This window comes from Thalassotalea euphylliae, from assembly GCF_042682785.1.
GTDB lineage: Bacteria > Pseudomonadota > Gammaproteobacteria > Enterobacterales > Alteromonadaceae > Thalassotalea_F > Thalassotalea_F euphylliae.
Genome location: NZ_JBHUIB010000012.1, coordinates 660,226 through 680,368 on the forward strand (window position 1 = coordinate 660,226; position 20,143 = coordinate 680,368).

Sequence of the window (20,143 nt, forward strand, 5' to 3'; positions counted from 1 at the left end):
ATTAGAAAACAAAATGTGTCCTTTAGGAGCTTGATATGGAAACCATGGAAAAAGTCATGATCATTTTTGCAATCGCAAGCAGTATTTTCGCGTTAGCGTGGGCTGATAAACGATTCAACCTTAGCTTGTTTACTCAAGGCTGGATGGATTGCTCTGACGGATTTGGCGGGCAGTCTAGATTGAACAAAGCGCTTAAAGAAAAATCAGCAGAAGTCGAAGCGTTAAAGCAGCGAGTGGCGACACTTGAGCGCATAGTCACAGACCCTCAAGAGCAGCTAAAAAGAGAAATAGATAGTTTGTAAGGTTATCGTTTATTCGAGACAAAAAAAGCGCCCATCTTGGCGCTTTTTGTTTTTAGCTAGACGACTTAGTCGCAGCAGCTTTCGCCTTTGCCGTTGGCATCGCAACAGCTGCTTTCTTTATGAACATGGCCATGCTCTAGCTCTTCGGCTGTGGCTTCTCGGACAGCTAATAATTCTACATCAAAGTGCAGGTCGATTCCTGCTAACGGATGGTTACCATCTACCGTGATTTCTGTGTCGTTAACATCAATAACGATAACAGTCTGCTCGCCTTCATCGGTCGTTGCGCGAAGCTGTGTGCCCACTTCTAAGTCTTCTACACCTTGCATTAACTCTTTTGGAACGGTCTGCACATATTCGTCAAAACGCTCACCATAAGCATCTGCTGCAGAGACATCTACTTCAAATGTCTCGCCCGCTTCACGACCCTCAAGTGCTTTTTCTAAACCAGGAATTAAGTAACCAGTGCCTTGAATAATTTCTAAAGGCTCATGGTCGTATGAACTATCAATGGTTGTGCCTTCACTATCTGATACGGCGTAGTGAAGTTTCACTACTGAATTGTTTGCGATCTTCATAAAATTCCCAATTTAGTTGGTCGTAGATTCTGTTTGTAGAGTTAAGCGAATGTCATCATTATCTTTCACACGAATAACATCGTCTGTTGTAAGGTCGTTACTAATCACAGCTTGGACAAAAAGCTCACCCGTTTTGGTTTGAGTGTGGGCGAGCACATCACCAGCGCCTCGCCAGTTTTCTCCAAGTTGCTTTTCGATGGCTAAGTCACTAAGTTCGCCATTAACGTTGCCTGTTAATAAAGCCATCATTTTCTTGTTTTTGCCTAAATACTCCATTCTAGCAACGGTTTCTTGTCCTAAATAACAGCCTTTGGTAAAGCTAATGCCATTCAGCTTATCAACATTGAGCATTTGAGGGACGTACTTTTGAACACTCGCTTCGCTAAGTTGAGGAAAGCCCGTTGCTAACTCTAATAATGGCCAAGCACTCTGGTCTGCTGCATCTAGATTTAAAGAAGCTATCAGTGCTTTGTGTGTTTCACTGTCCCCAACAAGCAGATAAGTATTTTCAACGCTCAGTTTTACAAGGGTCAGGTTATCACAATGCGCAACCGGAGCATCATTAGAGGGCATAGTGACGAAGCTATTAGATAACTTTTCTGTTACTTGCGTGCCTACTAATAACGATACTGAGAGCTCTGTAGCTTCTTCAATATCTACTTTGGCAAATACACCAAACTTTTTTAGTTCTGGTAGCGATGAACCTAAACTTGCTTTTGACTGTAATAACAGCAGTTTTTCTTGATGCGAAATGAGTCTAAATACACTAAGCACTTTACCTTTTGCATCACAGTGGGCACCAATCGTTAAATCATTCTCTTTGTGTAAACTAACATCGCAGGTCACTTGACCTTGGAGGTACTTTACTTGTTCTGGACCATGCAGCGATATGGCACTAACGTCAGTTAATGTTATCGCAAAGTTTTCAGGAAAATGGGAGAGGGCGTTTGGCGCTAGGCTCATGGAATACTTCTCGTAAAGTGCTTTGACTAGAAAGTATAGGCAGTTTCAAAAAAAACAAGCTAACACTGCGAATTTGTTTGTGAAATTGTTAGAATGTGCCATCATTTATTGTGAAGGAATTTTTATGTCATTAGCTAGTAACAAAGCTCGACTCAAATGGGCTTGCCGTAGAGGCATGTTAGAACTAGATGTACTTTTTATGCCGTTTGTTGATGAGGCTTTTGACCAATTAACTGACGAACAACAGAAAGATTTTGAACGCCTGTTAGAGTGTGATGATCCTGAGTTGTTTGCATGGTTTATGGGACATGAAACTTGTGAAGACGAAGCACTCAACGCTATCGTGCAAATCATTCTTAACCGCGTCAAGGTGTGATGTAAGCATCACACCTGTCGATCAAACTAACGTATTCTTCTTTCTGTTGACACTGTTATCTAGTGTCACCATTGTTCTTTACTTTACATCACATGCTCTCATATTGTGGCAATGTGTTTTTCTACTTTTTGTTGTTGCTGCATTAGCGCTGAAAAGCAACTGGCGTTTACTTTTTGAAAAGTCCGGCGTCCAGCTTTCGTTTATAAGCCCTGGTTACTCGGTTGAGTATGACGGTAAAACGTATCGTCTGGGCAACACCAGCCGAATGACATTTTTTGGCTTTTGGTTGTCATTGGAGGCTGATATTGAGGGACAAAAAGGACACAAAATACTGTTGTGCGCGAGCCAGCTGGATCGCACACAAAAATCATGTCTTGCTCTTTTTATCAAGGCTAGCCAAGTGAAACATCCAAACAATGCTAGTTCGCAGGTGTATGAGGTGAAAGAATAGTTGCGCCAGAGTTTTCCTGTAGATCTGGATAATCTAGAGTGTAGTGAAGACCTCGGCTTTCTTTACGCTGCATAGCACTGTTGATGATAAGCTCTGCTACTTGAACAAGGTTTCGCAATTCTAACAAGTTGTTACTCACTCTAAAGTGGCGATAATAGTCATCTATTTCGCGCTGCAATAATTCAACGCGATGCAATGCTCTTTCTAGGCGTTTTGTGGTGCGGACAATGCCTACGTAATCCCACATAAACAGACGTAATTCGTGCCAGTTATGCTGAATAACCACTTCTTCATCCGAGTCAGTAACGCGACTTTCGTCCCACTTAGGGAGTTTAATGTATTTGTGCGGTGCTTTAAGTGAAGTGGTTATATCTGTGGCTGCTGCTCGTGCGAATACCAAGCATTCTAATAACGAGTTACTGGCCATACGGTTAGCACCATGCAGCCCGGTATAGGCTACTTCACCAATAGCATACAAGTTCTCAACATCGGTGCGGCCATGTTTATCAATCATAACACCACCGCACGTGTAGTGCGCCGCTGGCACTACAGGAATAGGTTGGCGTGTCATGTCGATACCTAGCGATTTAGTCTTTTGATAAATTGTTGGGAAATGTTGCTTGATGAAGTCTGCCGACTTATGGCTGATGTCAAGGTACATGCAGTCAGCGCCAAGGCGTTTCATTTCATAATCAATGGCACGAGCAACAATATCTCGTGGTGCTAATTCGGCACGTTCATCAAATTCAGGCATGAAGCGGCTGCCATTTGGTCGGCGTAAAATCGCTCCTTCACCACGCAAGGCTTCGGTGAGCAAAAATGTTCCTGCTTCTGGGTGGAATAAGCAAGTGGGGTGAAATTGATTAAATTCCATGTTCGCTACGCGACAGCCAGCACGCCAGGCCATTGCAATACCGTCGCCGCTTGCTACATCGGGGTTTGACGTATATTGGTAAACTTTAGACGCTCCACCTGTGGCCAAAATTGTTTTGCGTGCGTGGATACTTTCAACTTTCTCACTGTTTCGGTTCCATATATAAGCGCCGACACAGTTGTTTTTACCATTACTGTCATGCTGGTTTATTAAGTCGATTGCATTATAGCGCTCAAACACGCGAATACGGTTATGCTGGTTAATTCGATCGACAAGTGTTTCTTGGACCGCTTGCCCTGTGGCATCTGCAGCGTGGAGGATACGGCGATGAGAGTGGCCACCTTCACGTGTTAAATGGTATTTTTCGTCACCGTTATCACTCTCTTCTTTATCGAATACAACCCCCTGTTTGATTAACCACTCTAGGCAGGCTTTGGCGTTTTCAGCCGTGAAACGCACCATCTCTTCATCACAAATTCCGGCGCCGGCAATAAGTGTGTCGTCAACGTGGGAGTCTACACTGTCATTTTCGTCAAACACTGCTGCGATACCGCCTTGCGCGTAAAATGTAGACCCTTCGTTAATTGGCCCTTTACTAAGAACAATCACATCTGCTGTTTGTGCTAAATGCAGAGCAAGTGTTAAACCTGCCGCACCGCTACCAATAATCAGCACGTCACAATTATGTTGTTTACTCATAAAAAGCCTTAGAAGTTTGCATGTTACGCCCAGAATACGTGTATTTCAGCGCGATTTTAGGTTACTCTTACTAGCAGCGAATTTTAGCGTTTTATTCACATTGGGCATAGCCAAAATAAGGCTATTAGCAAATAAATAACGAAATTTTTTATATTTTTTCGAACTTTCTCGCATACCTGTAGTCATAACAGTTGCGTTTGTCTTGAGCCAGATGTAAGAAAAAGAAGTTTTTGTAGGAGAATGTGGCTCACATGAGCGAACAGAATATCGACCAGGAATTGGTTGAGAAAGTACAACGGGGAGATAAGGGCGCCTACAACTTACTGGTAAAAAAATACCAAGTTAAAGTATCAAGTTTGGTGTCTCGCTATGTGAAAAACCAAGCTGATGTCCCTGATATCGTGCAAGAAGCGTTTATTAAAGCGTATCGCGCATTGCCTAATTTTAGAGGCGAAAGTGCTTTTTACACGTGGCTATACCGAATAGCAGTCAACTGTGCAAAGAACCATATGGTAGCGGGCAGCCGCAAGCCGCCTGGATCAGATGTTGACGTTGATGAAGCAGAATTTTATGAAGGTGGTGACGCACTGCGAGAAAATGCTTCTCCAGAGCGAGTATTACTCTCAGATGAAATAAAACGTGTGGTATTTGAAACCATGGAACAATTGCCCGAAGATTTACGCCTAGCGATTAATTTTAGGGAAATTGAAGGGTTAAGTTACGAAGAAATTGCCACCATTATGGATTGCCCAGTGGGTACCGTTCGTTCGCGCATATTCCGTGCGAGGGATGCGATAGATAAAAAAATAAGCCCGTTACTACAGCGCTAAAAGGTTATATTTATGAGTGAAAATAAGTTTGAAACCGTCTCAGTTGTGATGGATAACAGTCATAAAGGCGATGAAAAACTTGCGAGTATTTTGGAAGATGAGCATCTAGCAGAGCGCTGGGAAAACTACCACCTAATTGGTGATGTGCTGCGTGACGATGTGCCAAAACAACTCGATATCGATTTATCAGAGCGCATTGCAGCCGCCATTCAAGATGAGCCGACTGTACTTGCACCACGCCGACGTAAGTTTATCGATAGTGCAAAAGCGAAAGTGGTTCAACTTGCAAGACCTTTTGGGCAAGTGGCGATAGCAGCATCAGCTGCGGGCCTGATGATTATTGGCGTTCAAACGTCAAATGTAGCGGACACTGAAGCGACGATCCCAAGCCAACAAGTTGTACAAACACGTCCATTTGTAGGGACAGCAGATCCAGTTAGCTTGAATTACCAAACGCCAGATCGTGCTGCGCAAAAACAAGCGTATATTGAACAGCAACGTCGTTTTCAAGCATTGTTGGCTGACCACCAGCAACAAGTTAAACTAAGTGCTGTTACCAAGGCTGAAGAAAATACCGGAAAGGTTGAAGATACCCCTAAATGAAATCAATGAGTAGTTGGTTGTTGCTGTTGAGCGTCAGCTTTTCAGCATCAGCCGTTGAAAGCGACCAAGCTCAATCGTGGCTTAAACGATTATCAGATTCTCTAAATTCCCTCAACTTCAATACATCCTTTGTTGTTGTCAAAAACAACCAAGCTGAGCCATATCACTGGTTTCATGGTATTACTGAAGACAATACTGAAGTTGAAATTCTGTCGTTATTAAACGGCCCACGCAAAGATGTACTCCGAAAAGGTAACACCGTCTCATATATAGAACCTGAGATGCCTCCGTACTCGGTTAATGCAAGCCATATTAGTAGCCCCATACCAGCTATATTCAGCCAAGATGTATCAAAGCTTGTTGAAAACTATGAATTTATTTCAGTGGGTAGAAGTCGTGTTTTAGGTAAGCCAGCACAGCTTGTGCGAATTGTGTCGCGAGATACACATCGATTTGGTCATTGGGTGTGGTTGGACATGGAAACCGGATTACCCCTTAAACTGGCGTTGCTCACGCGACAAGGGCAATTATTAGAGCAAATACAGTTTACCCATTTAGAAATCACAGAAGCGCCTGCCGAAAGCTTACTTCAACTGGCTGACGCTGAGTTACCTCAGGTGTTGGATTTACCTGACAATGAAGCGCAAGAGTTCGCCTGGAAAGTGAACTGGCTACCGTCAGGCTTTAAGCAAGTAAAGTCTAATCGACACCGTATTGCTCATACCAAACAGCCGGTCGAATTTATGCTATTCAATGACGGATTGGTCGATGTGTCGGTTTATGTGAACGCAAGTGCCGAAAAGCAACGTCCTGTTGAATACGTAATGAACGGAGCGACAGTAGTGTTAAACCAAGTTACCAATGGTTTTGAAGTCAGTGTAGTGGGGAAAATTCCATCGACAACAGCCAAAGCTATTGCTGATTCTGTTGCATTTAAGGCTGCAGGAGCGCCATAGTGGACGAAAAAGCTCGAGTAGTCGCTGTCCATAACAGGGCGGTGACTGTTCAAAGTGAAGTTAAGTCGACATGTAGTCAATGCCAGCAAGTGGATAATTGCGGCAGTGGGCAAGTAGCTAAAGCACTACCACATAAAACGCTTTCATTAACGATTGATACTAATGATACTTTCAATGTTGGTGATGAAGTCATTATTTCAATTCCAGAGAATGCAGTGATGAGTATTGCTTGGCAAGTCTATTTCTGGCCTTTGTTTGGTTTGATGGTGTTCGCTGGAATTACTCAATTCGTTACCCAGTCTATTATCCCAGCAGGAGAACTTGCTGTAATGGTTATGGCAGGTGTGGGTGGTTATCTAGGTTTTCGATTCGGTCGCTATCTTATCAACCGAGACGAGACATTGAATCGCGCATTGCAACCTGTCATTAAACAGAAACTTATCTCCGTTGTACCTGCAAATTGACGTTTTATTGCTCGTCGAAGGTCAATATCGCAAGTAAAGATAGCCCCCGCGCTGTAAATTAGCTAAAATCTCGCCATCCCAGAATTTGAACCTTGATTTATTGCATTCCCGTTTATGAAACATATCCGAAATTTTTCCATTATTGCCCACATTGACCACGGTAAATCGACACTTTCCGATCGATTAATCCAACACTGTGGTGGTTTGTCTGATCGTGAGATGGAAGCTCAAGTTTTGGACTCTATGGACCTTGAGCGTGAACGCGGTATTACCATCAAAGCGCAAAGTGTTACCTTAGACTACAAAGCCAAAGATGGTGAAACCTACCAGTTGAACTTCATCGACACGCCGGGTCACGTGGATTTCTCTTATGAGGTATCGCGCTCTCTTGCATCATGTGAAGGCGCTTTATTAGTCGTCGATGCAGGCCAAGGTGTTGAAGCCCAAACGGTAGCGAACTGTTATACCGCTATTGAAATGGATTTAGAAGTTCTGCCTATCTTGAATAAGATTGATCTACCGCAGGCTGATCCAGAACGCGTATGTGAAGAAATTGAAGACATCATTGGCATCGATGCCACAGGTGCGGTGCCATGTTCGGCCAAAACGGGTATTGGCATTGAAGATGTGTTAGAGACGATCGTGCACAATATTCCCGCGCCAGAGGGTGATCCAGATGCAAACCTTCAAGCCTTAATTATCGACTCTTGGTTCGATAATTACCAAGGTGTTGTTTCACTTGTCCGTGTCATGAATGGTGAAGTGAAAAAAGGCGATAAAATGTTGGTAATGTCGACAGGGCAAACACACATTATCGATAAAGTGGGTATTTTTACTCCTAAACAAACAGAAACGGATATCTTGCGCACAGGTGAAGTGGGCTTCATCATCGCTGGTATTAAAGAAATTCACGGTGCACCGGTGGGTGATACGATCACTATCCACAAGAAAGAAGCGGATGCACCGCTAGCTGGTTTTAAAAAGGCACAACCACAAGTATACGCGGGTATTTTCCCAATCAGCTCAGATGATTATGAAAATTTCCGTGATGCGCTGAATAAGTTGAGCCTTAATGATGCGTCTTTGTTTTTTGAACCAGAAAACTCTTCTGCACTAGGTTTTGGTTTCCGTGTTGGCTTCTTAGGGATGTTGCACATGGAAATTATTCAAGAGCGTTTGGCGCGTGAATATGACCTTGATTTGATCACTACAGCGCCTACCGTAAATTACGAAGTTGAAACGACGAAAGGACAAGTGCTTTCGGTAGATAACCCTGCCGATTTGCCACCGGTAAACGAGATTGCGGAAATTCGTGAGCCAATCGTACAAGCAAACATTCTTGTTCCACAAGAACACCTAGGTAATGTTATTACACTCTGTATTGAAAAGCGTGGTGTTCAAAAAGATATTCTTTACCATGGCAACCAAGTTGCGGTGACATACGAGCTGCCAATGGCAGAGGTTGTGATGGATTTCTTCGATAAATTGAAGTCGACAAGTCGCGGCTATGCCTCTTTGGATTACCATTTTATACGTTTTGAAGCGTCTGACATGGTAAGAGCCGATGTTATGATCAACGGTGATCGAGTTGATGCATTAGCGATGATTACTCACCGCTCGAACTCTGTAGCGCGTGGTCGCATGCTTGTAGAGAAACTTCGAGAACTTATACACCGTCAAATGTTTGATATTGCTATTCAAGCGGCAATCGGCAACAACATTATTGCCAGAACAACCGTTAAGCAATTACGTAAAAACGTAACTGCTAAATGTTACGGTGGTGATGTTAGCCGTAAGAAGAAGCTATTGCAGAAACAGAAAGAAGGTAAAAAACGTATGAAGCAAGTTGGCAATGTGGAAGTGCCACAAGAAGCGTTTTTAGCTGTATTGAAATTAGAGAACTAGGGTTTCCATGGCTGTTTATTTTTCAATTTTTTTGGTGATTGTTACCTTCGTAACAGGGATTGTATGGGTAGCTGATAAATTTTATCTGGCGCCTCAACGAAAATTAAAGCTTGAAGCGGCAATTGCCGACAGTGCTGAAGACTTGTCAGATAAAGAAAAGTCAAAAATTGAAGAGCCGTCTGCATTGGTGGATACAGCGGTACAAATTTTCCCTGTTATCGCTTTTGTGTTGGTACTGCGTTCATTTTTGTACGAACCATTTCAAATACCGTCAGGCTCTATGATGCCAACTCTGTTGGACGGTGATTTTATTCTTGTGAACAAGTTTAATTATGGTTTGAAAGATCCTGTTGCCCGCAATAAATTTTGGGAAAACGGTCTGCCTGAGCGTGGTGACATCGTTGTATTCAAATACCCAGTAGATCCAAACATTGACTACATTAAACGTGTTATTGGCTTACCAGGTGATCGTGTCATTTACCGTAATAAATCCTTATACATTAAACCCGTATGTACACCAGAACATGAGACGTGCCCTGAATTCGAACAAGTCGTTCAAGATTTTGTAGGAACGGGTGAATACAATGATGGTCGCTTTGATTTGAGTCGCTACACGTCGCGCATGCCAAATCAAACTCATGATATTTTGATTAATAACAATACTTTACCTCGTACTCAACATTACTTCCCACAACCGGGTACCGCTCGTGATGAATTTGTTGTTCCAGAAGGACAATATTTTGTGATGGGTGATAACCGCGATAATAGCTTGGATGGTCGATTTTGGGGCTTTGTGCCCGAAGAAAACCTTGTAGGGCAAGCGGTTGCTATTTGGATGAGTTTTGCCTTTGAACGTGGTGAAGACTCGTGGGTACCTGATTGGATGCCAGGTTGGATCCCGTCAAGCGTCCGTTTTTCACGTATAGGTGGTATTGAGTAGTGATACGCAATACTCCCGAAGCGCTACAACGTTTATCGAAGCGCTTAGGCTATACCTTTAAAGATGAATCATTATTGCTGCAAGCATTAACGCACAGAAGCGCTAAAGGTATCCATAACGAACGTTTAGAATTTTTAGGCGACTCTATCTTGGGGTTTGTAATAGCTGAGCGCTTGTTCACACAATTCCCAAAAGAAAGTGAAGGTGATCTAACCAGAATGCGTTCAAGCTTAGTGCGTGGCGTAACACTCGCGCAGATGGCTCGTGATTTTAAGTTAGGCGAACACCTTATTTTGGGGCCAGGTGAAAAGAAAAGCGGCGGTCACCGCAGAGACTCAATTCTAGAAGATGCGGTTGAGGCAATTATTGGTGCGGTATACTTAGATGCAGATATAAATGTCACTAAGCAACTGGTGTTGACATGGTTTGAACCACGATTGGCACAAATCAAGCCAGGTATTGCGCAAAAAGACCCTAAAACGCGTTTGCAAGAGCATTTACAGGCGAGAAAAATACCGCTGCCTCAATATGAAGTGGTAGATATTAAAGGCCAGTCTCATAATCAGGAATTTACCGTCAAGTGTACAACAGAGATTACTGATAAAGAAATTATTACCAAAGGCACAAGTAGACGAAAAGCAGAGCAAGCAGCGGCTGAAAAAGTATTGGAGATTATTAACAATGGCAGCAAATAATACACATTGTGGACTCGTCGCTATTGTTGGACGTCCAAACGTTGGCAAATCGACGCTACTGAATGCCTTACTTGGCCAAAAAGTTAGTATTACATCACGTAAACCTCAAACCACAAGACATCGTATCCTTGGCATTCTTACAGAAGAAAATCATCAAGCCATTCTTGTCGACACGCCAGGTCTTCACTCTGAAGAAAAACGTGCGATTAACCGTTTGATGAATAGGGCCGCCAGTAGCTCTATTTCTGAAGTGGAACTGATCGTTTTTCTGGTCGAGGGAACGCATTGGACAAAAGACGACGAACTTGTTTTGACTAAGGTAAAGCAAGCGGGCGTGCCTTGTATTCTTGCTATCAACAAAATTGATAATGTGCAGGACAAAGAAGCGTTATTACCACATCTACAAAAGCTAGGTGAGATGCATGATTTCAAAGAAATTATGCCAATTTCAGCGTCAAAAGGTGACAACGTTGAAAAGATAAAACAGCTCTGTTTTGACGCGCTGCCTGAGAGTGAATTTTGGTTTCCTGAAGACTACATTACAGACCGCTCAAGCCGCTTTATGGCGTCAGAAATCATCCGTGAAAAGTTAATGCGCTTTACAGGTGATGAATTGCCTTATTCCACTACCGTAGAAATAGAACAGTTCAAACAAGATCACAAAGGCGTGTTGCACATTAATGCGCTGGTATTGGTTGAAAGAAATAGTCAAAAACGCATGATTATCGGCAACAAAGGCGAGAAGATGAAAGTCATCGGGCAAGAAGCTCGCCGAGACATGCAAGCGTTGTTTGGACAACAGGTATTTTTGGAAACATGGGTTAAAGTAAAAACTGGCTGGGCAGATGATGAACGTGCATTGCGAAGCTTAGGCTATGGTGACGACTACTCTGGTTAAAAGAGACATCTAGTTGGCGACAGAGCAGCAAAACGCGTTTGTTCTACATACGCGTCCCTACCAAGAGAACAAGCTACTTGTTGAGTTGCTCACCGAGTTTGATGGAAAAATTGCCGCAGTCACCTACGCAACGCAAAGCAAAATAAATAATAAAAAAGCGTTGTTGCAGCCTTTTACACCACTGATTATTGAATTCAGCGGGCGAAGTAACCTTAAAAAATTGCATCAAGTTGAAGCTGCTGGCAAATCCTCTATGTTAAGTGGCACTCCTCTTTACTGCGGCTTCTATATGAATGAACTTTTGGTCCGTTTATTACCCGAACATATTCCCTGTGATAGCTTGTACCAACACTATGTAAAAGCACTTATTAGCATTACGGATAATCGCCCTTTAGAGGCTATTCTTCGCAGGTTTGAACTTACCTTGCTTGATGAATTGGGGCTAGCTCTGGACTTTACTCCAGCATTTACATCACAAAGTTCGCATTTAAGTTTCAGTAGCGAACACGGGTTTATTGAACCTATAGAGGGGTTACAACAGTATTTTCGACCGCATTTACAGGCTATTGCAGAACAAGAGCTAATTTCAGCGGATGTACTTGCTACTTGTAAGCTTCTGATGCGTAATATATTGAATCAATTGCTCGGTCACAGACCGTTAAATAGCAGAAAGCTTTTTGAGAAAAGAGAATAAATATGAAAGATATTTTATTGGGTGTTAATGTCGATCACATTGCTACCTTGAGACAAGCTCGGGGAACTACTTATCCAGACCCTGTTCATGCTGCTAGTGTATGTGAACATGCGGGTGCAGACGGCATTACTATTCATCTCCGTGAAGACCGACGTCATATTCAAGATCGTGATGTACACGTGATGAAAGAGACTTTGCAAACGCGTATGAATTTGGAAATGGCAGTTACCGAAGAAATGATTGCGATTGCCAAAGATGTCAAGCCTGTGTTTGTTTGTTTAGTACCTGAAAAACGCGAAGAGTTAACAACAGAAGGCGGATTGGATGTAGCTGGTCAGCTTGATAAAGTGACTGCTGCAGTAAAAGAACTCGCTGACGCGGGCATTTTAGTGAGTCTTTTTATTGATGCCGATACAAAACAAATTGATGCAGCGAAAGCGACTGGAGCACCGTTTATCGAAATTCATACTGGTCATTATGCGGATGAAACTAATGAAGAAGCGCAACTAGCAGAGCTCAATCGATTGGCTAAAGGCATCGAATATGCCGATAGTATTGGTTTGAAAGTGAATGCTGGTCATGGACTGAATTACCACAATGTGAAGCCTATCGCTGCCATTCCTCAGTTAATCGAGTTAAATATTGGCCACGCTATTATCGCAAGAGCTGCTATTGATGGATTGGAAAAGGCAACTCGTGATATGAAACGTTTGATGCTTGAGGCAAGAGCGTAATGTCAGTCGTTGGCGTTGGTACCGATATTGTAGAAGTTGGCCGGATTGCTTCAATGGCAGAAGCGGCTAAACAACGACTAGCAAAACGCGTGCTAACGCCAGAGGAGTTGGCTGTGTTTGCTGAACATCCTCAAGCCGATAGTTATTTAGCAAAGCGCTGGGCTGCTAAAGAGGCAGCCTCTAAAGCGTTAGGTACAGGGATAGCTGACAGTGTTTCCTTTCAACATTTTCATATAACGAATACCGACATGGGCGCGCCAATTATTGACCTATCGGACCGGGCGCTCGAGTTGGCGCACCGACTAGGTGCCAACTCATGGCATATTTCAATTTCTGATGAAAAGCACTATGCGCTTGCCTTTGTGGTCCTATCCAAATAAAGTACGATTTGATAAAGCTTGGACTATACTTAAGAATGAGCCGCATTATTTGTAGTGAAGGGAAGTAGTTATGCAACCGGAGAATAAGCCACTAATCGAACGAAGAGGGGAGCCGCCAGAACATTCTATTTGGTGGGATCGATTAACGCTAGCACAGAAATTTTCAGCGAGTAGTTTAGGAAAGTTTGGCTATGAGTTGCAGTTTATACGTAACGAGAACAGTAAAAGTTACGCGGTCTTGGTATGCAATGGTGGTATTGCGGTTATCGCTGAAGATGGTGAAATAAACACTTCACCAAGTATTCAGCTGCGAAGATAGCGTTACACAACGAACTTTTATAGTTAGTGAACATTGTATTCACTAGCTTTCTGTCATTTCTTCTATATTTTTAAGCACACTTGGTGCTTCCATAAGCACTCGGTCTATGTGCTCAAAAAATTCAAAAAACTCTGGTTCTAAGTCGTCTAGCGATTGTCCTTGCTTGAGTGCGGTTTCGATTTGTTGCGTAATTTTCCCCAGTGCCGGCACGCCTGTATAACAGCATGCGCCATTTAATTTGTGCACAAGTACTTTTACTTGCTCTACATCTTGGCAGATAATCGCTTCGTCTATATGGGTACGCGTTTCAGGTAAACTTCCTATCAGGCCACTCAACATGTCTTTTGCAAGATGTACTTTATTGCCTGTTCGAGACAATGCTAAGTCCCAATCAATTGCTTCTGTCGTAATGCTCAATGCGTTGGCGATGTTATCAAGTTGCTCAGGTAAGCTTGGCGCATTCAATAGCTCTAGATCACAGTATTCATATAGCGTGTGTTTTAGCATTGATTCGTCGATAGGTTTGGTCATATAAGAACTAAAACCCTCGACTAGCAACTTCTCTTTTTCACCGGTTAATGCGTGGGCAGTCACAGCGATGATGGGGGTTTGATCGTTAAACGTATTTAACTTAATTTTCTTTAAGGCTGTCACCCCGTCCATGACTGGCATTTGTATATCCATAAAAATCATTGCGAATTTTTCACTTTTGCATAACTCAAATGCTTCTTCGCCGTTGGTCGCCGTGGTCACCTCTTGAACTTGCTCACTAAGTAAGGCTTCTATTAGTTTTAAGTTAGCCTCGTTGTCGTCAACCGCAAGCACCTTAATAGGCACCACTTGGCCTGGTTGCTGCTGGATAGTCAAAGGATCTAAATTGTCGGCCGGTAATAATGCTTTAGCCAAGCGAGTAGGGGTAAGTGGCTTACTCAAACATGACGTTGCCCCGCTACTAATTAACACTTCTTGTAAGTTAGGTGAGTTACTGTTTATTGCTAAGTGAATGGAGCCAATATTTTCTTTTAGCGATACAATCAATGTTTTTAAATCTGGTAGTGCCGTCGGGGTTACTTCATGACTGATAAGCGCGAAATCATAAGGTTGTTTTTCATTGATGATTGTGTTGAGTTCATCAATAGTTTCTACCGGCATTACCGTCATCCCCCAACTAGATAACGTATCGCCCAGTGCTAAACGGCCATGGTTATGAGGCTCAAAGTACAAGATGGACTTTTGCATCAAACCATCAACGTGAAGCTCTTGTGCAAATGACATCTGGTTAACTTCACAGTCGAAGGTAAACCAGAAGGTGGAACCTCTTCGCTCTTCTGAGACAAAGCCAATGTCACCTTTCATCTCTCGTGCTAACCGTTGCGATATTACAAGTCCTAAGCCTGTGCCTCCGTATAAGCGAGTAACGCTCTTATCAGCTTGGCCGAAGGCTTCGAATATGGTTTTCTGTTGCTCCATATTCATACCAATACCAGTATCGGTCACACTTATTTTAAGTAGAGCACGATTGTTAGAGACATTTTCAGCTTCAACATCAATACAAACAGAGCCCTTTTCTGTGAACTTAATGGCGTTATTCGCTAAGTTGATCAGTATTTGCTTGATACGCATAGCATCGCCAATAAGCGAGTCAGGTAGCTGTGAAGCGATGCGTAATGACAGCTCGATATTTTTCTTATGAGCACTCGGTGCGAGCAGAGTTAGGGTTTCTTCTATTGATTCACGTAAAGCAAAAGGAATACTCTCAATGACCATTTTTCCTGCATCAAGCTTCGAGAAATCGAGAATGTCATTGATGATGGCGAGTAAGTTGTTTGCGCTTCGTTCTATCGTTTGCAGATAGTCGCGTTGTGTTTCCGAAAGTGGAGTTTTCAAGACTTGTCTAGTAAAACCGATAACGCCGTTAAGCGGTGTGCGAAGTTCATGACTCATGTTAGCTAAAAATTCAGATTTGACCTTGTTGGCGTCTTGCGCTTTGCGCTTTGCCATATCAAGTTCAACGTTTTGAATCTCAAACTGCTCTAAGCTTTCTCTCAAATCTACCGTTGCTTGGTCGATACTGCGCTGCATTTCATCATGATAATCACCTAGGCTTTGTGCCATGGCATTAATACCATTTTTAAGAAAATTAAGTTCACCAATAAGTTGGCCACTAACACGACTCTCTAGTTTACCTTCTCGTATCCTATCTACCGCTTGTACCATTGAACTGACAGGGCGTGTCACATTTTTAATCAGCCTAAAGGTAAAGAGCGCGCTGATGATTGAGCCGAGAATAACAATGGATAGTGCAATAATAATTTGGCTTTGTTGTTGAAATTGAAGTTTATTTCGGTCTATCTGGATACTGATGTAGCCCAAAGCATTTTCATAGATGCTAGTAGGTGTGAGTTGTCGAGATTCGTTAAGTATTGGGGTACGGAATATTGAAAAATTTGGAATATGTTCGACAACTGTTTTATTCGGTATTGACTCTCCGGGCTTTAAGCGCATAACACTCGTATCACCATGGTAGGCGCTTGTGACAAAAATTTGGTTGTCTGCAGTGAACACCGTAATGTTTTTTACAATGTCTGAATGATTTCGGTGGGCAGTACCAATAAGCCTACGAAGTAATTCTCGGTTTTTGGTTTCAATTGGCTCAACGCCAACAATAGCGATAGGTTCAAGAATACTCTGAGCACGCAGGCTTAAGTAGTTATCCAGTTCAACATAACGGTTATATGAGAAGTAGCTGCCTATGGTTAAACCGATGATAGTTGTCGGCACAATAGTCAATAAAACTACCCAGTCTTTAAGACTTATTTTATGCATGTTTGTCTGGAACTTAGTGTAAAATCTACCTTGATAAATCTATCATGTCACAACAGCACCCAAATTTACAGGTACTGACAAGTTTTAGGGCACAGCTTTCATGGCGAAAATTTTCAAACCAGCAAAATCTCTCTCTTTGGTTGGCAAATCAATTGATGTTGTCATAGAGCGGCTTGATATTAATGGCATTGGCGTAGGCAAATTTAAAAATAAGTCTGTTTTTGTGAGCAATGCATTGGTTGGAGAAAAAGTACAGGCTAAAGTGACCGAACAAACGAGCAAGTTTATTAAAGCAAAACCGTTAAAAATATCCCAAGTATCTGAAAAGAGAATCACGCCCAAATGTCGCTTTTTTTTGCAGTGTGGGGGATGTGACTTACAGCACATAAGCGCCGAAGAACAGTTGAGCTTTAAACAAGGTAAAGTTTCCGAGTTGCTGTCTCGTGTGGGGCTCAGTCAATTACCGTGGCAAAAAACAGTTGTTGAGTCACCTTGGTCATATAGACGAAAAGCCCGAATCGGTGTTCAGTACAACAAGCTTGGAGAGCCAACTGTCGGCTTTCGTCAAACCGGAACAAATAACCTAACCCCGATTAGTTATTGTGAAGTGCTTCTACCAGAACTCGCTGATGTTTTTCCAAAGTTAAAACAGACAATAGAGCTGATTAATCAACCCAAAAGTATTGGGCATATTGAGGTGTTGTTTGAATCACAAGTTTTTATTATCGTCAGACAACTTCATAAACTATCCGATGTAACCAAACATACTTGGTTGTCTGCTGCACAAGAAAATAGTTGGCATGTTGCTATCGATGATGGGAAGTCAGTTGTGCCGCTTACTCCCAGCTTTCCTCGTTTAAGGTATTCACTTGAGGAAATTAATATTGCATATAGCAGTGATGATTTTATTCAGGTAAACCATGCCGTTAATACACGTATGGTAGAGCAAGCATGTGAATGGTTAGCACTTAACAGCGAAGATATGGTTTTGGATTTATTTTGTGGTCTAGGAAACTTTTCTTTGAGCATGGCGAAGCGTGCAAAGCAGGTTGTTGGTGTAGAGGGTGTTCAGGCGATGGTCGATAAAGCTGGCAAAAACTCGATAGCCAATAACATAGAAAATTGCGACTTTTATCAGCTTGATTTGAATAACGCATGGAACGAACAACCTTGGGCGAATAAAGCGTTTAATAAAGTATTGTTAGACCCAGCTAGAGCTGGCGCATTTGAAGCTTGCCAGCAGCTTGCAAAGTTCTCTGCAGATAAAATTCTCTATGTCAGCTGTGACCCAACTTCACTTGCAAAAGACAGTACTGTGTTGATCGAAAATGGCTACAAAATTGTAAAAATAGGTTTGATTGATATGTTTGCGCAGACAAAGCATGTCGAAACTATGGTATTGTTTGAGCGTAATTAGATATACCGCTAACCAGTTTTATATTTTCAGGGACTTTCATGGTTTCAGTTCGTAAATCTCACCAAATGTCGACAACAAGTTTTGAGCAATGGCTTACTTCATTAGAGATTAATGAAGCCAAATCAGTGGCTTTGCAGTCACTATGGCAAAGCGTTAAAGACAAATTTAACGAAGACAGTGATGACCAAATAAAGTCCCTTGAAATGGTCGAAATCTTAGCAGAGTTAAATTTAGATAAAGACTCTTTATGCGCCGCTTTTCTTGTGCCTCTTGTCGATAATCAGCAGTTGGACCTAGAAACGATAAAAGAGCAGTTCGGACAACACATTTTTTTGCTTTGCAAAGGTGTAAAGCAAATGCAAGCAATACGATCTTTACAGCCTTCGCAAACGAACAAGGTCGCTGCCAATCAAGTTGATAACATTCGTAAAATGCTCCTTGCTATGGTTGAGGACGTGCGTGCTGTTGTTATCAAGCTAGCGGAGCGCTTATGTTACCTGCGACTAGTTAAAAATGCTGATGAAGACATCAGGGTCATTGCTGCCAAGGAAACAACTACCATTTATGCACCTCTAGCTAACCGTTTAGGGATAGGACAGCTGAAATGGGAGTTAGAAGACATAGCCTTCCGTTATTTGCATCCAGACACCTATAAGAAAATTGCCAAATGGCTAGATGGGAAAAGGCTCGATCGTGAACGGTACATGAAGGATTTTGTAGACGCACTGCAAAACCAGTTAACGTCAATGAGCGTCAAGGGCACAGTTTATGGTCGGCCTAAACACATTTTCAGTATTTGGAAGAAAATGCAGAAAAAATCCTTAGATTTTGAGCAGTTATTTGATGTGCGTGCTGTACGCGTAATTGTTGATGAACTGCAGGATTGTTATGCCGCACTGGGCGTTGTGCACACCAACTGGAAGCATTTACCCAGTGAGTTTGATGATTACGTAGCAACACCTAAGCCTAATGGCTACCAATCTATCCACACAGTAGTGTTAGGGCCAGAGGGTAAAGCGATTGAAATTCAAATTCGCACCGAACAAATGCATCAAGATGCAGAGCTTGGTGTGGCCGCGCATTGGCGTTACAAAGAGGGAAGCGCTCACGGCAAGACTAGCGGTTTTGACGAAAAAATTGAATGGCTGCGTAAAATTCTCCAGTGGCAAGAAGATGTCTCTGAAAGTGGTGAAATGATTGATGAATTACGTAGCCAAGTATTCGAAGATCGTATTTACGCATTCACGCCAAATGGTGATGTCATTGACTTACCTGTTGGCTCAACCCCCTTAGATTTTGCGTACTATATCCACTCAAATGTCGGTCATTGCTGTATAGGAGCGAAAATATCCGGGCGCATTGTGCCGTTTACTTATCAATTACAAACCGGCGATCAAGTAGAAATACTAACCAGTAAGCACCCCAATCCCAGCAGGGATTGGCTAAACCCCAACTTAGGGTATATCTACTCTGCTCGCGCACGCGCAAAAGTTTCACATTTCTTTAAATTACTCGATCGCGATAAGCACATTGAGAACGGAAAAGTAGCGCTAGAGACCGAATTATCGAAACTTACGTTGGAAACTGTTGATTTAAAATTAGTAACTAGTCGATTCAATGTTGGTAACGTTGATGATTTATATGCCGCAATTGGCTCGGGTAATGCACGTTTGCAGCAAGTGGTTAATTTTATCAGCCAGCGTTTTAGCGCTGTTGATCCCGAACCTGATGTTGCACCAGAATCGGTAATCGCAACATCAACACCTAAAAAAGATACGAACAGTGATGGCATAACGGTATCGGGTGTAGGTAATTTAATGACCCATATGGCGAAGTGCTGCCAACCTGTGCCCGGTGATGATGTTTTAGGATTTATTACACAAGGGCGAGGAATCTCTGTACACCGCCGAGATTGCGATAACTTGGCGCATGCGTTAGAGCAGCACCCTGAACGTGAGATCGAAGTGCAATGGGGTGAGCAACAACAAAAAAGCTACCAAGCTACTTTACAAGTTACTGCAAGCGATCGTCATGGTTTGCTTCGTGATATCTCGACAATTATTGCAAACGAGAGAGTGCTCATTGTTGGAATGGCAAGCCATTCAGATAAATTCAAACAAAGTACACGCATGACGTTTACGATTGAAATTGCCAATAGTGACATGCTTAATAGAATCGTCGTAAAGCTGCGCCAGCTAGACGATATTATCGACGTTAAACGACTTTCACATTAGATAAC

Annotated in this window: 21 protein-coding genes; 17 read left to right on the forward strand and 4 right to left on the reverse strand. The window is 42.6% G+C overall.

The window, feature by feature from the left end:
- Nucleotides 1–35: 35 nt before the first annotated feature.
- Entirely contained in the window at nucleotides 36–302 is a 267-nt protein-coding gene (locus ACFSJY_RS17315) for a hypothetical protein (protein WP_386037237.1), read from the forward strand.
- Nucleotides 303–367: 65 nt separating this feature from the next.
- On the opposite strand, the gene ACFSJY_RS17320 is transcribed toward ACFSJY_RS17315, so the two are convergent.
- Together ACFSJY_RS17320 and ygfZ are read right to left on the reverse strand one after the other, a co-directional pair.
- Complete coding sequence (locus ACFSJY_RS17320) at nucleotides 368–880, reverse strand: FKBP-type peptidyl-prolyl cis-trans isomerase (protein WP_386037240.1); 513 nt, start codon at nucleotides 878–880, stop codon at nucleotides 368–370.
- Nucleotides 881–892: 12 nt separating this feature from the next.
- Nucleotides 893–1,843, reverse strand: a complete 951-nt coding sequence (gene ygfZ / locus ACFSJY_RS17325; protein WP_386037243.1) for a tRNA-modifying protein YgfZ — start codon at nucleotides 1,841–1,843, stop codon at nucleotides 893–895.
- Between the two features lie 124 nt (nucleotides 1,844–1,967).
- On the opposite strand from ygfZ, the gene ACFSJY_RS17330 reads away from it, so the two are divergent.
- Complete coding sequence (locus ACFSJY_RS17330; protein ID WP_386037246.1) at nucleotides 1,968–2,219, forward strand: FAD assembly factor SdhE; 252 nt, start codon at nucleotides 1,968–1,970, stop codon at nucleotides 2,217–2,219.
- Complete coding sequence (locus ACFSJY_RS17335) at nucleotides 2,161–2,670, forward strand: hypothetical protein (protein WP_386037249.1); 510 nt, start codon at nucleotides 2,161–2,163, stop codon at nucleotides 2,668–2,670. Before ACFSJY_RS17330 ends, ACFSJY_RS17335 begins: the two co-directional genes overlap by 59 nt.
- On the opposite strand, the gene nadB is transcribed toward ACFSJY_RS17335, so the two are convergent.
- Complete coding sequence (gene nadB / locus ACFSJY_RS17340; protein WP_386037252.1) at nucleotides 2,639–4,243, reverse strand: L-aspartate oxidase; 1,605 nt, start codon at nucleotides 4,241–4,243, stop codon at nucleotides 2,639–2,641. The genes ACFSJY_RS17335 and nadB overlap by 32 nt on opposite strands.
- 251 nt (nucleotides 4,244–4,494) lie before the next feature.
- Between nadB and rpoE the strand changes: the two genes are divergently transcribed.
- The 12 genes from rpoE (at nucleotide 4,495) to ACFSJY_RS17400 (ending at nucleotide 13,661) form a co-directional block, all read left to right on the forward strand.
- Complete coding sequence (gene rpoE / locus ACFSJY_RS17345) at nucleotides 4,495–5,073, forward strand: RNA polymerase sigma factor RpoE (RefSeq protein ID WP_386037255.1); 579 nt, start codon at nucleotides 4,495–4,497, stop codon at nucleotides 5,071–5,073.
- A 12-nt stretch (nucleotides 5,074–5,085) separates the two neighbouring features.
- Nucleotides 5,086–5,676 (forward strand): sigma-E factor negative regulatory protein, encoded by a 591-nt coding sequence (locus tag ACFSJY_RS17350; protein ID WP_386037258.1) that lies wholly within the window; start codon nucleotides 5,086–5,088, stop codon nucleotides 5,674–5,676.
- Nucleotides 5,673–6,632 carry a MucB/RseB C-terminal domain-containing protein gene (locus ACFSJY_RS17355; protein WP_386037261.1) on the forward strand — a complete coding sequence of 320 codons (960 nt, stop codon included), beginning with the start codon at nucleotides 5,673–5,675 and terminating at the stop codon, nucleotides 6,630–6,632. Before ACFSJY_RS17350 ends, ACFSJY_RS17355 begins: the two co-directional genes overlap by 4 nt.
- Nucleotides 6,632–7,096 carry a SoxR reducing system RseC family protein gene (locus ACFSJY_RS17360; protein ID WP_386037265.1) on the forward strand — a complete coding sequence of 155 codons (465 nt, stop codon included), beginning with the start codon at nucleotides 6,632–6,634 and terminating at the stop codon, nucleotides 7,094–7,096. Before ACFSJY_RS17355 ends, ACFSJY_RS17360 begins: the two co-directional genes overlap by 1 nt.
- A 114-nt stretch (nucleotides 7,097–7,210) precedes the next feature.
- Nucleotides 7,211–9,001, forward strand: coding sequence for a translation elongation factor 4 (gene lepA, locus ACFSJY_RS17365; protein WP_386037268.1), 1,791 nt, complete (start codon nucleotides 7,211–7,213; stop codon nucleotides 8,999–9,001).
- 7 nt (nucleotides 9,002–9,008) lie between these two features.
- On the forward strand, nucleotides 9,009–9,941 hold the full coding sequence (lepB, locus tag ACFSJY_RS17370; protein ID WP_386037271.1) for a signal peptidase I: 933 nt from the start codon (nucleotides 9,009–9,011) through the stop codon (nucleotides 9,939–9,941).
- Entirely contained in the window at nucleotides 9,941–10,636 is a 696-nt protein-coding gene (gene rnc / locus ACFSJY_RS17375; protein ID WP_386037274.1) for a ribonuclease III, read from the forward strand. The genes lepB and rnc overlap by 1 nt, the downstream gene beginning before the upstream one ends.
- Nucleotides 10,623–11,534, forward strand: coding sequence for a GTPase Era (gene era / locus ACFSJY_RS17380; RefSeq protein ID WP_386037277.1), 912 nt, complete (start codon nucleotides 10,623–10,625; stop codon nucleotides 11,532–11,534). Before rnc ends, era begins: the two co-directional genes overlap by 14 nt.
- 13 nt (nucleotides 11,535–11,547) lie before the next feature.
- Complete coding sequence (gene recO / locus ACFSJY_RS17385; RefSeq protein WP_386037280.1) at nucleotides 11,548–12,228, forward strand: DNA repair protein RecO; 681 nt, start codon at nucleotides 11,548–11,550, stop codon at nucleotides 12,226–12,228.
- A gap of 2 nt (nucleotides 12,229–12,230) precedes the next feature.
- Complete coding sequence (gene pdxJ, locus ACFSJY_RS17390; protein ID WP_386037283.1) at nucleotides 12,231–12,962, forward strand: pyridoxine 5'-phosphate synthase; 732 nt, start codon at nucleotides 12,231–12,233, stop codon at nucleotides 12,960–12,962.
- Entirely contained in the window at nucleotides 12,962–13,342 is a 381-nt protein-coding gene (gene acpS / locus ACFSJY_RS17395; RefSeq protein ID WP_386037286.1) for a holo-ACP synthase, read from the forward strand. The genes pdxJ and acpS overlap by 1 nt, the downstream gene beginning before the upstream one ends.
- Before the next feature lie 70 nt (nucleotides 13,343–13,412).
- Nucleotides 13,413–13,661: a hypothetical protein gene (locus ACFSJY_RS17400; RefSeq protein WP_386037289.1), complete on the forward strand. Its 249-nt coding sequence runs from the start codon at nucleotides 13,413–13,415 to the stop codon at nucleotides 13,659–13,661.
- A gap of 42 nt (nucleotides 13,662–13,703) precedes the next feature.
- Here the strand turns inward: ACFSJY_RS17400 and barA are convergent, their stop codons facing one another.
- On the reverse strand, nucleotides 13,704–16,487 hold the full coding sequence (gene barA / locus ACFSJY_RS17405; RefSeq protein WP_386037292.1) for a two-component sensor histidine kinase BarA: 2,784 nt from the start codon (nucleotides 16,485–16,487) through the stop codon (nucleotides 13,704–13,706).
- Nucleotides 16,488–16,587: 100 nt separating this feature from the next.
- Between barA and rlmD the strand changes: the two genes are divergently transcribed.
- Nucleotides 16,588–17,904 (forward strand): 23S rRNA (uracil(1939)-C(5))-methyltransferase RlmD, encoded by a 1,317-nt coding sequence (rlmD, locus tag ACFSJY_RS17410; protein WP_386037295.1) that lies wholly within the window; start codon nucleotides 16,588–16,590, stop codon nucleotides 17,902–17,904.
- A 38-nt stretch (nucleotides 17,905–17,942) separates the two neighbouring features.
- Entirely contained in the window at nucleotides 17,943–20,138 is a 2,196-nt protein-coding gene (gene relA / locus ACFSJY_RS17415) for a GTP diphosphokinase (protein ID WP_386037298.1), read from the forward strand.
- Nucleotides 20,139–20,143 lie beyond the last annotated feature (5 nt).

What these genes read in the sequence shown, in the direction of transcription:
- era (WP_386037277.1), top strand. Translation starts at nt 10,623, where the DNA reads ATGGCAGCAAATAATACACATTGTGGACTCGTCGCTATTGTTGGACGT.
- ACFSJY_RS17400 (WP_386037289.1), top strand. Translation starts at nt 13,413, where the DNA reads ATGCAACCGGAGAATAAGCCACTAATCGAACGAAGAGGGGAGCCGCCA.
- relA (WP_386037298.1), top strand. Translation starts at nt 17,943, where the DNA reads ATGGTTTCAGTTCGTAAATCTCACCAAATGTCGACAACAAGTTTTGAG.
- ACFSJY_RS17315 (WP_386037237.1), top strand. Translation starts at nt 36, where the DNA reads ATGGAAACCATGGAAAAAGTCATGATCATTTTTGCAATCGCAAGCAGT.
- lepB (WP_386037271.1), top strand. Translation starts at nt 9,009, where the DNA reads ATGGCTGTTTATTTTTCAATTTTTTTGGTGATTGTTACCTTCGTAACA.
- acpS (WP_386037286.1), top strand. Translation starts at nt 12,962, where the DNA reads ATGTCAGTCGTTGGCGTTGGTACCGATATTGTAGAAGTTGGCCGGATT.
- ACFSJY_RS17330 (WP_386037246.1), top strand. Translation starts at nt 1,968, where the DNA reads ATGTCATTAGCTAGTAACAAAGCTCGACTCAAATGGGCTTGCCGTAGA.
- lepA (WP_386037268.1), top strand. Translation starts at nt 7,211, where the DNA reads ATGAAACATATCCGAAATTTTTCCATTATTGCCCACATTGACCACGGT.
- pdxJ (WP_386037283.1), top strand. Translation starts at nt 12,231, where the DNA reads ATGAAAGATATTTTATTGGGTGTTAATGTCGATCACATTGCTACCTTG.
- ACFSJY_RS17320 (WP_386037240.1), bottom strand. Translation starts at nt 880, where the DNA reads ATGAAGATCGCAAACAATTCAGTAGTGAAACTTCACTACGCCGTATCA.
- ACFSJY_RS17355 (WP_386037261.1), top strand. Translation starts at nt 5,673, where the DNA reads ATGAAATCAATGAGTAGTTGGTTGTTGCTGTTGAGCGTCAGCTTTTCA.
- rpoE (WP_386037255.1), top strand. Translation starts at nt 4,495, where the DNA reads ATGAGCGAACAGAATATCGACCAGGAATTGGTTGAGAAAGTACAACGG.
- ygfZ (WP_386037243.1), bottom strand. Translation starts at nt 1,843, where the DNA reads ATGAGCCTAGCGCCAAACGCCCTCTCCCATTTTCCTGAAAACTTTGCG.
- ACFSJY_RS17350 (WP_386037258.1), top strand. Translation starts at nt 5,086, where the DNA reads ATGAGTGAAAATAAGTTTGAAACCGTCTCAGTTGTGATGGATAACAGT.
- barA (WP_386037292.1), bottom strand. Translation starts at nt 16,487, where the DNA reads ATGCATAAAATAAGTCTTAAAGACTGGGTAGTTTTATTGACTATTGTG.
- nadB (WP_386037252.1), bottom strand. Translation starts at nt 4,243, where the DNA reads ATGAGTAAACAACATAATTGTGACGTGCTGATTATTGGTAGCGGTGCG.
- rlmD (WP_386037295.1), top strand. Translation starts at nt 16,588, where the DNA reads ATGGCGAAAATTTTCAAACCAGCAAAATCTCTCTCTTTGGTTGGCAAA.